Annotated in this window: 12 protein-coding genes; 4 read left to right on the plus strand and 8 right to left on the minus strand. The window is 59.6% G+C overall.

From position 1 onward, the window contains the following. Positions 1-3: 3 nt before the first annotated feature. The gene (locus HG264_RS14905; protein ID WP_169408366.1) at positions 4-726 is read left to right on the plus strand and encodes a phasin family protein; all 723 of its coding nucleotides are present in this window, start codon (positions 4-6) and stop codon (positions 724-726) included. Positions 727-806: 80 nt separating this feature from the next. Here the strand turns inward: HG264_RS14905 and HG264_RS14910 are convergent, their stop codons facing one another. From HG264_RS14910 to HG264_RS14945, 8 genes are all read right to left on the minus strand, one after another. After that, positions 807-1,421 carry a TetR/AcrR family transcriptional regulator gene (locus HG264_RS14910; RefSeq protein ID WP_169408367.1) on the minus strand — a complete coding sequence of 205 codons (615 nt, stop codon included), beginning with the start codon at positions 1,419-1,421 and terminating at the stop codon, positions 807-809. 31 nt (positions 1,422-1,452) lie between these two features. After that, on the minus strand, positions 1,453-3,084 hold the full coding sequence (locus HG264_RS14915; protein ID WP_169408368.1) for an alpha/beta hydrolase: 1,632 nt from the start codon (positions 3,082-3,084) through the stop codon (positions 1,453-1,455). A 211-nt stretch (positions 3,085-3,295) separates the two neighbouring features. After that, positions 3,296-3,676, minus strand: a complete 381-nt coding sequence (locus tag HG264_RS14920) for a gamma-butyrobetaine hydroxylase-like domain-containing protein (protein ID WP_169408369.1) — start codon at positions 3,674-3,676, stop codon at positions 3,296-3,298. Between the two features lie 119 nt (positions 3,677-3,795). After that, a complete protein-coding gene (hslU, locus tag HG264_RS14925) occupies positions 3,796-5,136 on the minus strand; it encodes an ATP-dependent protease ATPase subunit HslU (RefSeq protein ID WP_169408370.1) in 1,341 nt (446 codons plus the stop codon). 16 nt (positions 5,137-5,152) lie between these two features. Further along, a complete protein-coding gene (gene hslV, locus HG264_RS14930; RefSeq protein ID WP_150302127.1) occupies positions 5,153-5,686 on the minus strand; it encodes an ATP-dependent protease subunit HslV in 534 nt (177 codons plus the stop codon). Positions 5,687-5,879: 193 nt separating this feature from the next. Continuing rightward, positions 5,880-6,470: an SPOR domain-containing protein gene (locus HG264_RS14935; RefSeq protein ID WP_169408371.1), complete on the minus strand. Its 591-nt coding sequence runs from the start codon at positions 6,468-6,470 to the stop codon at positions 5,880-5,882. A gap of 5 nt (positions 6,471-6,475) precedes the next feature. Then, positions 6,476-8,221 carry an arginine--tRNA ligase gene (gene argS / locus HG264_RS14940; protein ID WP_169408372.1) on the minus strand — a complete coding sequence of 582 codons (1,746 nt, stop codon included), beginning with the start codon at positions 8,219-8,221 and terminating at the stop codon, positions 6,476-6,478. A gap of 777 nt (positions 8,222-8,998) precedes the next feature. After that, complete coding sequence (locus HG264_RS14945; RefSeq protein WP_169409162.1) at positions 8,999-11,254, minus strand: primosomal protein N'; 2,256 nt, start codon at positions 11,252-11,254, stop codon at positions 8,999-9,001. Positions 11,255-11,445: 191 nt separating this feature from the next. Between HG264_RS14945 and rpmE the strand changes: the two genes are divergently transcribed. The 3 genes from rpmE (at position 11,446) to HG264_RS14960 (ending at position 13,880) form a co-directional block, all read left to right on the plus strand. After that, positions 11,446-11,661 carry a 50S ribosomal protein L31 gene (gene rpmE / locus HG264_RS14950; protein ID WP_150302131.1) on the plus strand — a complete coding sequence of 72 codons (216 nt, stop codon included), beginning with the start codon at positions 11,446-11,448 and terminating at the stop codon, positions 11,659-11,661. A 22-nt stretch (positions 11,662-11,683) separates the two neighbouring features. Beyond that, complete coding sequence (locus HG264_RS14955; protein ID WP_256663694.1) at positions 11,684-12,463, plus strand: thermonuclease family protein; 780 nt, start codon at positions 11,684-11,686, stop codon at positions 12,461-12,463. 154 nt (positions 12,464-12,617) lie between these two features. Further along, positions 12,618-13,880 (plus strand): malic enzyme-like NAD(P)-binding protein, encoded by a 1,263-nt coding sequence (locus HG264_RS14960; RefSeq protein WP_169408374.1) that lies wholly within the window; start codon positions 12,618-12,620, stop codon positions 13,878-13,880. Positions 13,881-13,904 lie beyond the last annotated feature (24 nt).

The following is a 13,904-nucleotide window of genomic DNA, read 5'->3' on the forward strand; positions in this document are numbered from 1 at the left end:
TCCATGACGGGCGATAAAAAGCACGACAAGGAAAAATGGGCCAATGATCTGGAGAACTATTCGCGCCAGATCTGGCTGGCTGGCCTGGGCGCCTACGCCAAGGTTGGCAAGGAAGGGGTCAAGCTGTTCGAGACGCTGATCAAGGACGGCGAGGAAGCCGAGCAGACCGCCAAGGCCAATATCGAAAAAAAGGTCGAGGAGTTCAGAAGTCGCGCTGGCAGATTCAAGGACAGCGCTACTGACAGCTCCGAGCCCAAGGGTGATAAGCCCTGGGGTAGAGCCAGTGGCCGCTGGACCGAACTGGAAGCGGCATTTGACAAGCGACTCGGAAGTGCTCTGTCCCGTCTGGGCATGCCTACTCGTAGCGAAATGCAGGCGCTGGACAACAAGATCGAGGAATTGTCCAGGCTGGTCAGTGAGTTGGGAGCGCACCGTCCAGCCAGCGTATCCCCCGCGCCTGCGCCAGCCTCACCGGCTGCCGAAGCGGTTCATGAGACGACCGATAAGCTGGAGACCGAGCCAGAGGTAGCGGCAGCACCGGTTGCACCGGCGGAGCCCGCCAAGCTGGAGCCGGAGATAGCTTCCAAGGAAGAGGGCAAGTCGGCCGCATCGAACAAGCAGCGACCGGCCAAGCCCAAGGCCGCATCAAAAGCCAAGGCGACACCGAAGTCGGCTGCCGATGCAGGTTCTGAGCCTAAGGCTCAGCCGGGCGAGACGGGAATTTGATGCGCACTGTCTGACCCGCTGAGTTGTTAGTTTGAACGAAACCCGATCGGGATTACCGGTCGGGTTTTTTATTGTCAGAGTCAGTTGTAACGGTCTATCAGCGTACGCATCCAGGCCTGGCTGGGTTCATCAAGATAAGGCAGCATCAATCCGAGTACCTGCCGCACGGCTTGCGACGGCCCCATATCGTCGCGGCGGGTCACGCGTTGAAAGTCCAGCCAGAACACAAAGGTCTGGCAGAGCGCATCCAGCAGTCGTTCGATATCGGCATCGCCGGCAGTCAGATGTCCCTGCTCGCGCAGCGCCATCAGCATATTGTTCAGGCTGGCGCGTAGCGCCGCAAGCCATTGCTGCATGGCGCGTCGGATGAAGTCATAGCGGCCGGTCAGGTTGGAGAGATCCTGAAACAGGAAGCGAAAGTCCGTAATGGCTTCGAACAGCAGGTGCATGAACAACCAGTAGTCTTCGGGTTCGAGCTGTTGCGGATCGCCGCGCATTTCCAGCAGATCGCGGGTGTGATCCTGAAATTGCTCCACCAGGCTGACGAGCAGCGCTTCCTTGCCGCGAAAATGGTAATAGAGGTTTCCGGGGCTGATATCCAGCTCGTTCGCGATATCCAGCGTGGTGACATTCGGCTCACCGTGTTCGTTGAACAGTTCAAGCGCACACAGGAGGATGCGGTCTCGCGTTTTCATGTGATTACCGTCAATGTTGCCATCACTTTCCCTATAACTGATGCACGTAACGGCCCGGTGCCGGGTATTGCGCTGGATAGGCTGCGTTGCCCAGCACCGCTGGAGCGCTGCGCAAATCGCCGCTGTAGCGCCTGAGCCAGGCATGCCATTCAGGCCACCAGCTGCCGGGTTGTCGTTCACTGGCGGCGTGCCATTGAGCAATGGTCATGTCGGTTCGGGCCGTCGCGCTTCGATACCAGGCGCTCGCGTGGCCGGGTGGATTGACCAGGCTCTGGATGTGTCCACCGTGGCTGAGCGTGAAGGTTTTATCGCCACCCAGACAGCCGCCCGGATAAGCGTTGTGCCAGGGCACGATGTGATCACGCTCGGCGCCGAGATGCCAGGATGGGGTTCGCAGTTTGTCCAGCTCGATGGAAATACCGTCGATTATCAGTGTGTTGGGTGCGCTCAGGGCGTCCCGCTCCAGCACATCGAGCAGATCGTGAACCAGTTGCGCGGGCAACCGGGTGCTGTCCTGGCTCCAGAAAGTCAGAGGGTCAGGTACAGCTGACTGCGCCAACACATAGCGTTGAAAGTGCGGCCAGACCAGTTGTCCGGGGCGCAACCAGGCGAAGCCCGCAGTGAGGTGACGGTGATCGAGGCAGCCGTTGCGCCAGGCGAGATTGCGCAGGCGCTGGCGCAGGGTCGGGCTGGCCAGCAAGCTCAACTCACTGTGCTGACGACCATGCAGTGGCGTGCTCAGGTAGCTAGCCGCGCTGATCCGGCTCGACAGGTTCTGACCGTCCAGCCAACCCTGCAGCGCGAGTCCGATTACTCCACCAGTGCAGACCCCGAGCAGGTTCGCCTGTTGATTGCCGGAGATGGCGCAAGCCACGTCCAGGGCGGCGGCAGCCGCCCGGACATACTGCGTCAAGCCCCATGTCGCGTTGCTTGGATTGGGATTGCGCCAGCTGATCATGAACACCTGCATGCCCTGTGCGAGGGCGTAGCGGGTCAAGCTGCTGTCGGGCTGCAGATCGAGCAGGTAATAACGATTGAGTGGCGGCGGAATAACCAGTAGAGGCACCGCATGGATTGCGCTGGTAAGCGGCAGGTATTGGATCAGTTCGAGCTGCGGCGTTCGGTAAATCACCTGTCCTGCCGTGGTCGCGAGATCCCGACCCACCAGAAGACTATTCGGGTTATCTACGGCGGGTAATACCCGCTGAGCAACGATGTCGTCCAACAGATTGCGTACCCCCTCGCGCAGACAGCGCCCACCGGTTTGTTTCAGACGTTCCGCCAGCGCCGGGTTGAAGGGGCTGTTGGACGGCGCCAGTGCATCCTGAAGTTGCCGAAAAGCCAGTTTCAGTCGCGCTTTGTCATGCGGGGACACGTCCAGCCCATCCAGCCACCCTTCCGTGCCTGCCAGCCAGGCAGACCAGGCGCCAACCAGTCTGCGACGCAATGGTTTTTGCCAGGCGGGGCGGGCAAAGCGTGCGTCTTGCCACACGGCTTCGTCGGTGGGATTGCCCGATAACGCGCCGGTAAGGTCAGCCAGCAGCGCCAGCGTGTGTTGTACATGGTGACAAGGTTGCGAAACCGCGGTACCCGCCAGATTCTGCAGGGTCGCAGCGAGAGACCGCTCCAGTTCGTCCGGTGAAATATCGGTATGGCCTGGCATCAAGCTTTCCTTGTCCTGCTCCCATGGAGGATCGAGAGGGCGTCGATGCGTTGGGGCGAGGGTGATTCATGCGCTGCTTACTGCAGCGGCCCGCTTAGCCGAGACCATTAACGCAACGGTACACAGCAAGGACAAGAGACTCGTTCCGAGGATGTGAAGTTCCGCCGGCTGAAGGTGAGCGTTTAAACCATCCGCGCCTGGCTAAACCCGGTCAGGGGACGAAGCGCACCACCGCCTCGTCGGGATCGCGGCTGGCGCCGGCTTCGGCGAGCTGGTCAAGGTAGGCCTGCCACATACGGTCCTGCTGCGTTGCAAGCTCATACAGATAATCCCAGCTGTAGAGCCCGGTTTCGTGGCCATCGTCGAACTCCAGCTTTACCGCATAGTTGCCTACCAGCTCGATACCGGTAAAGCCGACATGAATTTTGCCGGTCTGCAGCACAGGGTTGCCGTGCCCGCGCACTTCAGCCGAGGGTGAATAGACCCGCAGGTATTCCGCCGGCAATGCATAGCTTTGTCCATCGGCATAACTGAGCATCAGGGTACGGGAGGCCTTCTTGAGCTTGATATCGACAGGGATAGGGTTGTGCATCGCGGGACCTTGGTCGGTGGGATTCAATGTGATGAACAGAGGGTAGGACTCGGCGTCGGGTTTGGCCATGGACCCGGGGCTGGACGCCAGACTTCAGCGCCCAGTCCGGTGACCCTGGGTTAGAGGATATACCGCGACAGATCCTCGTTCACCGCCAATTCCCCAAGATGCTCATCAACATAAGCCGCATCGATAACCATCGCCTTGCCATCCTGCTTGGAGGCGAGGTCGGCGGCGCTGAAGGAGATCTCTTCCAGCAGGCGTTCGAGTACGGTGTGCAGACGGCGCGCACCGATGTTTTCGGTCTTCTCGTTTACCTGCCAGGCGATCTCGGCAAGACGGGCAATCGCATCATCGGCAAACTCGATGTCTAATCCCTCGGTCTGCATCAGCGCACGATATTGCTCCGTGAGCGAGGCGTCCGGTTCGGTGAGAATGCGCTTGAAGTCATCCGGCGACAGCGATTGCAGCCCGACCCGAATCGGCAAACGGCCCTGCAGTTCCGGAATCAGATCCGACGGCTTGGTCAGGTGGAAAGCCCCGGAGGCGATAAACAGGATATGGTCGGTCTTGACCATGCCGAACTTGGTGTTCACCGTGCTGCCCTCGATCAACGGCAGCAGGTCACGCTGGACCCCTTCCCGGGAGACATCCGCACCGCTACCACTGTCGGCGCGCTTGCTGACCTTGTCGATCTCGTCGAGGAAAACGATGCCGTTCTGCTCCACAGCGTGGATCGCACGGGTCTTGAGTTCGTCCTCGTTGACCAGACGGGCGGCTTCTTCATCACGGATCATCTTCATCGCATCCTTGACCTTCAGGGTGCGGGTCTTGCGTTTGCCCTTGCCGAAGTTGGAGAACATGTTCTGCAACTGGCTGGTCATTTCCTCCATGCCCGGCGGCGCCATGATGTCGACGCCGACCGGGGCGTCAGCCACTTCGATATCGATTTCCTTGTCATCCAGCTGGCCCTCACGCAAGCGTTTGCGGAACAGCTGACGGGTGCTGGAATCTTCGCGGGCCGGTTCGTCACTCACGGCCTGGCGCGGAGGCGGAAGCAGGGCGTCGAGAATGCGTTCCTCGGCGGCATCCTCGGCGCGGTGCCCCATCTTGTTCATTTCCTGTTCGCGCAGCATCTTGATTGCGGCATCGACCAGATCGCGGATGATGGATTCGACATCGCGGCCGACGTAGCCCACTTCGGTGAACTTGGTTGCTTCGACCTTGATAAAGGGGGCATGCGCCAGCTTGGCCAGGCGCCGGGCGATTTCGGTTTTACCGACACCGGTCGGCCCGATCATCAGAATGTTTTTGGGTGTCACTTCATTGCGCAGCGCGTCGGGCAGCTGCTGTCGACGCCAGCGGTTGCGCAGGGCAATGGCCACTGCGCGCTTGGCGTCCTGCTGACCGATGATATGGCGGTCCAGCTCGTGGACAATTTCGCGGGGTGTCATGGACATGCTGATTCCGAACGCCTCAGGTATTGGCGTCCAGCTCCTCGATGGTCGGATTATGGTTGGTGAAGACGCAGATCTGTCCGGCTATGTTCAGGCTCGATTCCACGATCTCACGGGCTGACAGGTCGGTATGGCGCAGTAATGCCAGGGCCGATGATTGTGCGAAGGGGCCGCCGGAGCCGATGGCAATCAGGCCGCCTTCTTCGGGCTCGATGACGTCGCCATTACCGGTGATGATCAACGACGCATCCTTGTTGGCTACGGCCAGCAGGGCTTCAAGACGACGTAGGGCGCGATCGGTACGCCAGTCTTTGGCCAGCTCGACAGCAGCGCGAACCAGGTTGCCCTGGTGTTTTTCCAGTTGGGCTTCAAAGCGTTCGAACAGGGTGAAAGCGTCTGCGGTACCGCCAGCGAACCCGGCAATAACCTGATCCTTGTAGAGCCGGCGCACTTTGCGTGCATTGCCTTTCATGACGGTATTGCCGAGGGAAACCTGGCCGTCGCCACCGATTACCACTTTGCCGTGGCGGCGGACTGAAACGATTGTAGTCACACGCAGCTCCTGATTGGCTGTCAAAAGATCGGTGATGCAGCAATGCATCACCGCTTTGGAATCTGAGCAGAACGATTGCGCTCGGCCATGCGGCGTTAAAACCTTGCGTGGCCTTCGCTCGATACGTTTTGCAGAGATTCCCTAATGAAACCTATTTGGGGTCAGGAGCGCGGATTTCAAGCTGCAATTACGTTCAGCGTGTCTCGCTACGCTGTTGCAGCAGCAGATTGTCGTAACCGTTACCTGCGAGGGTTTTTTGCGCCTGGTTGACGCTGCTGCGATCCTGGAAGGGACCTACCTGAACGCGATACCAGGTTTCGCCATCGCCGAGCTTGGCGTCCTCCAGTTTAACATCGAGGCCGAGCAGCAGGATCTGGGCGCGAACCCGATCAGCATCGTTACGCTTGCGAAATGAGCCGGCCTGTAGGAAAAACCGGGTTCTGTCCTGCGGCTTGGCAGCCTCTTCCTTCTTCGCGGGCTGCGGTGGTGCTTGCTTGGGCACGGAGTGTTCCGGCACCAGCTGCTCGGATTCCGGCAACAAGGTATAGAAGTCATAACGAGGCTGCGGCTCAGCGGGCTTTGCGGGTTTCTTCGGCTGTACCTGCTTCGGCGGGGTCGTGTCGCGTTTGACAGTCTCCCGACCGGGTTCCAGCTGGAGCAGAAACGCCACGAAAAGGCCTATGACCAGGCCACTGATCAGCCACAACCACGGCGGAATCCCTCGCCTGGCGGAAGCTTTAGCGCGGCTGGCGCCACGTGCTGGGGCTTTGCGTCCTTTGGCCATACTGCTTACATGCGCTCCAAGGTTTCAATGCCGAGCAGAGTAAGGCCTTGCTGCAGGGTTCGTCCAGTCAGCGCGGCCAGGCGCAAGCGGCTGTCGCGCTGGCTGGGCTGTTCGGCCGCAAGGATAGGGCAACGCTCATAGAAGCTGGAGAAGCGTCCGGCCAGTTCATACAGATAATGGCAGAGCACGTGGGGGGTGCCTTCCCGGGCGACGTAATTCAGGGTGTTGCCGAACTGGGCCAGGTGCGCAGCCAGTTCGTTTTCAGCTTCTTCCTCCAGAACCAGCGGGCCGAGCTGGTCCAGCTGATCCATGCCGCTGCCCAGTTTGCGAAATACGCTGGCGACGCGGGTATAGGCATACATCAGATAAGGAGCCGTGTTGCCGTCGAAGCTGAGCATCTGCTCGAAATTGAAGCTGTAATCGCTGCTGCGGTGCTTCGACAGGTCGGCATATTTAACCGCGCCGATACCTACTGCCCGGGCGATCTGGCTCAGTTCTTCTTCGCCCAGCTCAGGATTTTTCTCTCTTACCAGTCGATGGGCCCGGGCCTCCGCCTCGTCGAGCAGGTCGATCAGCTTGACCGTTCCGCCATCGCGGGTCTTGAACGGCCGGCCGTCGGCACCGTTCATGGTGCCGAAGCCCATGTGCTCGAGCTGCATGTCAGCCGATACGAAACCGGCTTTGCGCGCGACGGCAAACACCTGCTGGAAATGCAGTGCCTGGCGCTGGTCGACGAAATACAGCACGCGGTCGGCCTGTAGCTGTTCATGGCGATAGCGCATTGCGGCGAGATCGGTGGTGGCGTAAAGGTATCCACCACCAGCCTTCTGAACGATTACCGGCAGGGGCTTGCCTTCGCTGTTCTTGAATTCGTCGAGGAACACACAACGGGCGCCCTCGCTTTCGGTCAGCAGACCTTTAGCGGTCAGGCTTTCAACTACGTCGGCCAGCTTGTCGTTATAAGTACTTTCGCCGCGCACGTCCTGCTCGGTGAGGCTGACGCCGAGGCGGTCATAAACGGCCTGGCAGTGGCCCAGCGAAATGGAATTGAAACGCTGCCAGAGCGCCAGGCACTCCGAGTCACCGGCTTGCAGTTGTACCACGCGCTCACGGGCGCGGTTGGCGAACGCTTCGCTTTCATCGAAACGGCGCTTGGCCTGGCGGTAGAAATTCTCCAGATCGCCCAGTTCGGTCTCGGCGTCCGCCGGGTTCTCTTCCAGATAGGCCAGCAACATGCCGAACTGAGTACCCCAGTCCCCTACGTGATTCTGGCGGATGACCTCGTGCCCGAGAAACTCCAGAATGCGCGCCACGGCGTCACCGATGATGGTGGAGCGCAGATGACCGACGTGCATTTCCTTGGCCAGGTTGGGTGAGGAGTAATCCACCACTACCCGCTGCGCTGGATCTGCTTGCGCCACGCCCAACCGGTTATCGGCAAGAGCGGCCTCCAGCTGGCCAGCCAGCCAGCCTGAATCCTGGAAGAAGTTGATAAAACCGGGACCAGCGATGCTCACGCTGGCGACGGCCTTGTGCTCGGGCAGGGCTGCAATCAGTTTTTCCGCCAGATCGCGCGGCTTCATACCCGCGGGCTTGGCCAGCATCATCGCAAGGTTGCTGGCAAAATCGCCGTGTGCTTTATCGCGTGCGGTTTCAACCTGAATATTAGGCGTAAGGTCGGCGGGCAAAACGCCCTGGCTTTGCAGGCTGCTAACGGCGCTGGAAAGGAGCTGGCTGATCAGGTTTTTCATGGGTAATCGGGTATCCGGCGAATGCCTGTGGAAAACCCGACATTATCCGTTGTATAGAGCCACTTGCCAAATCGCATTGAGCCAGGCGCACGCCATCGAAATTCAGTTTACGGGTAGGGCGGCGCCGTGGCCCGTATCGACATCTGCGCGCGCCAGTCCGCGCGCTGGGCTTGGCTTGGCTGGGCAAAGCTGCAGCTGGTTCTCTATATAGAGAAGATCCCTGCGATGAGATTTGAGATATACGCCAGCCATCTGCCAGGATTACGCAAGACGCCGTGAACCCATCCTTGGGGGCTTGGTGAAAACATCCCTGTTTTCAACACTTGCTTCATCCCGGCAGACGGCTGGCTGGATCGAGCAGTAGAGTGGTGGCGAGTTTCGCTAGATCCGCCTCGCCAATTTCGCAAGCGTGCGAATCAGGCCAAATAAAGTACGGATTCGTCCCCCTCTGCAAAAAGGGGGACTTGGGGGATTTGATTTTGACGGCGCTGCCGTAGCGAGTTCGAGGCTAACCGCCAGCCATCTGCCAGGATTACGCAAGACGCCGTGAACCCATCCCTGGGGGCTTGGTGAAAACATCCTTGTTTTCAACACTTGCTTCACCCCGACAAACGGCTGGCTGGATCGGGCAGTAGAATGGTCGCGAGTTTCGATAGATCCTCGGCATCGATTCCGCAAGCGTGCGAATCAGGCCAAATAAAGCACGGGCTCGTTCCCCCCTTTGAAAAAGGGGGGCTAGGGGGGATTCGGTTTTGAGGGCACCATCAACAAGCCGCCCTAGAACATATCCAGCGGATCGACATCAATCGACCAGCGCACCTTGCGCGCAAGTGGGTGCTGTTCCAGCTGCGGCAACCAGTTATATAAAAGCTGGTGCATGGTTGATCGCTGTTCGGCCTGTATCAACAGTTGCGCCCGGAAACGGCCGGCACGGCGTTCCATCGGAGAAGGGACCGGGCCGAGCAGGTCGATGCCGGTCCAGTTGCCGGCTTCGCAGATCTGTTCCGCCAGATCACAGGCCTCGTCGAGAAACTGGTTTGCCAGCGCGCTTGAATTGGCTTCGGCGCGCAGAAGTGACAGAAAGCTGTAAGGCGGCAGATGAGCGGCCTGTCGGGCAGCGAGTTCGCGTTCGGCGATTGCGGCGTAGCCGTGCTCGGTCAGATCAATCAATAAAGGATGCTCGGCCATATGTGTCTGGATCAAAACCTGACCGGGCTTGTCCGCGCGGCCGGCGCGCCCGGCCACCTGGGTGATCATCTGCGCCATGCGTTCCGGACCGCGAAAGTCTGCCGAAAACAGGCCGCCGTCAGCATCCAGGATGGCGACCAGCGTCACATCGGGGAAGTGATGCCCTTTGGCGAGCATCTGCGTACCGACCAGCACGCAGGGCGCGCCGCTGTGAATGGTCTTGAGCATCGACTGCATGGCCTGTTTGCGGGACATGGTGTCGCGGTCGATGCGCAACACCGGATAGTCCGGCAGGCAGCTGGTCAGAAATTCTTCGGTGCGCTCGGTGCCCGCACCCAACGGGCGCAGATCCTCACCCGTACATTTTGGGCAGACCCGGTCCACAGGGCGCTGACTGCCGCAATGGTGACAATGCAGATGATGCGGCGACTGGTGAACCGTCATGCGCGCATCGCAGCGTTTGCATTCGGCTATCCACCCGCAATCGTGGCACATCAGCGTCGGTGCAAAGCCGCGGCGGTTGATGAATACCAGTACCTGATTGCCCTGGTTCAGGTGGTCGCGCATGACCTGCACCAGCGGGCGGGACAAACCTGCATCCAGCTGACGGCTGCGGATGTCCAGACACTGGAAGCTGGGCGGACGGGCATTGCCGGCGCGTTGTGTCAGCCGTAGCAGTTGGTAGCGGCCGCGTTGAACGTTGTGCAGGCTTTCCAGAGACGGCGTGGCGGAGCCGAGCAGAATCCCGACGTTTTCCAGGCGCGCCCTGTAAACCGCCAGGTCCCGGGCGTTATAGCGAAGGCCTTCCTGCTGTTTATAGGACAGGTCATGTTCCTCATCGATGATGATCAGACCGGGGCGGGCCAACGGCGTGAAGATAGCCGAGCGGGTGCCGATCACCACGCCGGCTTCGCCATCGCGGGCGGCTATCCATGCGTCAAGACGTTCGCGATCATTCAGACCTGAATGCAGGATCACCACCGGCACGCTGAAACGGCGGCGAAAGCGCTCCAGTGTTTGCGGCGTGAGACCGATCTCGGGTATCAGCACCAGAGCCTGGCGCCCCTGGCGCAGGCAGTGCTCGATCGCCTGCAGGTAGATCTCGGTCTTGCCGCTGCCGGTTACCCCTTCCAGCAGCCAGGCCCGGAAGCCAGGCGCGGGCTGACTTGAAGCCGCTTGCTCCGAGCTTTGCGGCGGGGGCAAAATTTCCGCAAGGACTGCGGCTTGTTCCGCATTGGCCGTCAACGGCGCTTCACGTAATAAAGGAAGAGGTTCGTTCACGTGGTGCTGCGACTGACTGGTTTGTTGCACCAGCCCCTTTTTCTCCAGTGACTCGAGCGTGGCGCGTGTCAGCCCCCATTGGCTCAACAACGTGTGGGACAAGCCATGCGGATGTTGCTGAAGCGTCTGGATCGCGTGTTTCTGTTTGGCGGCGCGGCTGACTGCGGGGTGTTCAGGGTAGGCGCCGGGCAGCAATTGCCAGATCAGGTCCTGACGCGCCAGCGCCGGCTCGCCCTGGCGCAGCAGGATTGGCAGGGCGCTGCTCAGGGTGTCGCCCAGGCCATGCTGGTAGTAGCTGGCCGTCCAGGTGCACAGTTTCCATAGCGCGTCGGGCAGTAGGGGTTCGCGATCCAGCAGCTCGATTGCGGGCTTGAGCTTGTTTGACGGAACGTCCGAGCTAGTGCTGAGACCGGCTATCAGCCCTACGAGCTGTCTGTTGCCGAAAGGTACCTTGACGCGCAGGCCCGGACGCAGGGCTTCCAATGGGATATTGGCTGGCGCAAGATAGTCGAACAAGCGACGCAGGGGTGAAGGCAGGGCAACCTGCAGAATCGGGCCGGACACGTAACACTCCATTGATAATTCGTCGCTGATGGTAGCACCGTGGCGCATTCCGGGGATGCTTGCGTCTGCTCTTGTTTCTGTTATTATCGCCGGCCTGTTTTCCGGTACCAGTGTATGGTAGCGGTGCGATTATCCAGTGCGGTGCCTGATCATGTTGGTCCGGTGGCGGCACAAAAAACCGAGGAATCACCATGAAAGCTGATCTGCATCCTGTGTACCAAGATCTCGAAGCTACCTGCAGCTGCGGTAACGTGATCAAGACCCGTTCCACTCTGCGTGAAACTATCCACCTTGACGTGTGCTCCGAGTGCCACCCCTTCTACACCGGTAAGCAGAAGATGCTGGACACCGGTGGTCGTATCGAGCGCTTCAACCAGCGTTTCGGTGCACTCAGCACCAAGAAGTAAGGTCGGCTGCCACATGTTGGCAATGCCCGATACCAGAAAGGCGCTCCTCAGGGGCGCCTTTTTTATTGTCTGTCTTTCGGTTCAGTCGGTGTTTGCCGACACCTGCAGCCAGGTTGGCGACAGCGAGCCGGTGTTGGTTCGTCATGTCATTGATGGCGATACCCTTGAGTTGCGTGACGGTCGGCGGCTCCGGTTGATCGGTATCAATACCCCGGAGATTGGCCGCCGGGGTGAGGCGTCCGAGCCCTTCGCGCAGGCAGCCCGCCGGCGGCTGCAACAGCTGACCGAGGCTCAACCGCTGCTGTTGTCGGTGGGTGGTGACCCGAAGGATCATTACGGGCGTACCCTCGGTCATCTGTTTGCCAGCGGCACCAATATCGAAGCGCAGCTGCTGCGCGAAGGGCTGGGGTATGCGTTGGCCGTTCCGCCGAATATTGATCTGGTTGAGTGCCATGCCGCGGCCGAGCGCGTCGCGCGCCAAGGCTCGTTGGGTGTGTGGGAAGGCGCGGCCTCTACGCCAGCGAGCCAGGTGTCCTCTGGCGGATTCCAGATCGTGCGTGGCCGGGTCCAGTCGGTCAGCAAGGCGGGGAAATTCTACTGGTTGGAGCTGGACGGTCCGTTGGTGCTGAGAATCGCCCAGCGCGAAACTGACTATGTAAGAGCAATCCCGGTTGAGCAGCTGGCAGGTAAAGACGTCGAAGCGCGTGGCTGGGTGATCGATCGCGATCGGGGGCAATTGAAGCCCGGGCACAAGCCGTTCATCTTGCCTATCGAGCATTCCTTCATGCTGCAACGCCCTTGATTCATTTGAAAATGTGACCGAGTCGACTTATCGAGATGACACATGGATATAACAATATGTCCTTGACATTGATCTTGTGAATGATCTTGTTCGTATAGTGGCTTTTCTGTATTCTCGGCCGTCCGCATGAGCAACCTGACCGGAAATTTTGAACATGTCTGATTTGAGAACCGATGCACTCGAGTACCATGCCCACCCGCGTCCGGGTAAGCTGAGCGTTGAGCTGACCAAGCCGACCGCCACTGCCCGTGATCTGGCGCTGGCTTACAGCCCTGGCGTTGCCGAGCCTGTCCGCGAGATCGCCAAGGACGCCAACAACGCCTTCAAATACACTGGCAAGGGCAACCTGGTTGCAGTGATTTCCGATGGCACCGCCATCCTGGGTCTGGGCAACCTCGGGCCGCTGGCCAGCAAGCCGGTAATGGAAGGTAAGGGTGTATTGTTCAAGCGTTTCGCTGGTATCGACGTGTTCGACATCGAAGTCGAATCCGAAAGCCCGCAAGCATTCATTGACACCGTCAAGCGCATTTCCTGCACCTTCGGTGGCATCAACCTGGAAGACATCAAGGCGCCTGAGTGCTTTGAGATTGAACGAGCTCTGATCGAGCAGTGCGATATCCCGGTTTTCCATGACGACCAGCACGGTACCGCTATTGTGACCGCTGCCGCGATGATCAACGCGCTGGAGCTGGCTGACAAGAAGATTGAAGACGCCAAAATCGTTTGTCTGGGCGCCGGCGCTGCAGCGATTGCCTGCATGAAGCTGCTGGTAAGCCTGGGTTCCAGCGTTGAAAATATCTACATGATCGACCGTAAAGGCGTTATCCACGCTGGCCGTGACGATCTGAACGAATACAAGGCGATCTTCGCTACCGAAACCGACAAGCGTACCCTGGCCGACGCCATGAAGGGCGCTGACGTGTTTGTCGGCCTGTCCGGTCCTGACCTGCTGCAGCCGGCTGAGCTGAAGCTGATGGCTGAGAACCCGATCGTATTCGCCTGCTCGAACCCTGATCCGGAAATCAACCCGGAGCTGGCCCATGCATCGCGTCCCGACGTGATCATGGCTACCGGTCGTTCCGACTACCCGAACCAGGTCAACAACGTGTTGGGCTTCCCCTTCATCTTCCGTGGTGCACTGGACGTTCGCGCGACCCGCATCAACGAAGAAATGAAGATCGCTGCCGTTCACGCCATCCGCAAACTGGCCAAGGAGCCAGTGCCGGAGTACGTTTCTGCCGCATACGGCGGGATCAACCTGGAATTCGGCCGGGACTACATCATTCCGAAGCCGATGGATGTCCGTCTGATCGAAGAAGTGCCTGCTGCTGTTGCCCAGGCTGCGATCGATTCCGGCGTGGCTACCCTGCCATACCCGGCGCATTACCCGCTGAAGTCAGTCGAAGACTGCATCTGATCAGCAGGTAAAGAAAAAACCCGC

Origin of the sequence: Pseudomonas sp. gcc21, assembly GCF_012844345.1 — a bacterium.
Taxonomy (GTDB): Bacteria; Pseudomonadota; Gammaproteobacteria; order Pseudomonadales; family Pseudomonadaceae; genus Halopseudomonas.

What these genes read in the sequence shown, in the direction of transcription:
- HG264_RS14960 (WP_169408374.1), top strand. Translation starts at nt 12,618, where the DNA reads ATGTCTGATTTGAGAACCGATGCACTCGAGTACCATGCCCACCCGCGT.
- argS (WP_169408372.1), bottom strand. Translation starts at nt 8,221, where the DNA reads ATGAAAAACCTGATCAGCCAGCTCCTTTCCAGCGCCGTTAGCAGCCTG.
- HG264_RS14910 (WP_169408367.1), bottom strand. Translation starts at nt 1,421, where the DNA reads ATGAAAACGCGAGACCGCATCCTCCTGTGTGCGCTTGAACTGTTCAAC.
- HG264_RS14935 (WP_169408371.1), bottom strand. Translation starts at nt 6,470, where the DNA reads ATGGCCAAAGGACGCAAAGCCCCAGCACGTGGCGCCAGCCGCGCTAAA.
- HG264_RS14920 (WP_169408369.1), bottom strand. Translation starts at nt 3,676, where the DNA reads ATGCACAACCCTATCCCTGTCGATATCAAGCTCAAGAAGGCCTCCCGT.
- rpmE (WP_150302131.1), top strand. Translation starts at nt 11,446, where the DNA reads ATGAAAGCTGATCTGCATCCTGTGTACCAAGATCTCGAAGCTACCTGC.
- HG264_RS14915 (WP_169408368.1), bottom strand. Translation starts at nt 3,084, where the DNA reads ATGCCAGGCCATACCGATATTTCACCGGACGAACTGGAGCGGTCTCTC.
- hslU (WP_169408370.1), bottom strand. Translation starts at nt 5,136, where the DNA reads ATGTCCATGACACCCCGCGAAATTGTCCACGAGCTGGACCGCCATATC.
- HG264_RS14955 (WP_256663694.1), top strand. Translation starts at nt 11,684, where the DNA reads ATGCCCGATACCAGAAAGGCGCTCCTCAGGGGCGCCTTTTTTATTGTC.
- HG264_RS14905 (WP_169408366.1), top strand. Translation starts at nt 4, where the DNA reads ATGACGGGCGATAAAAAGCACGACAAGGAAAAATGGGCCAATGATCTG.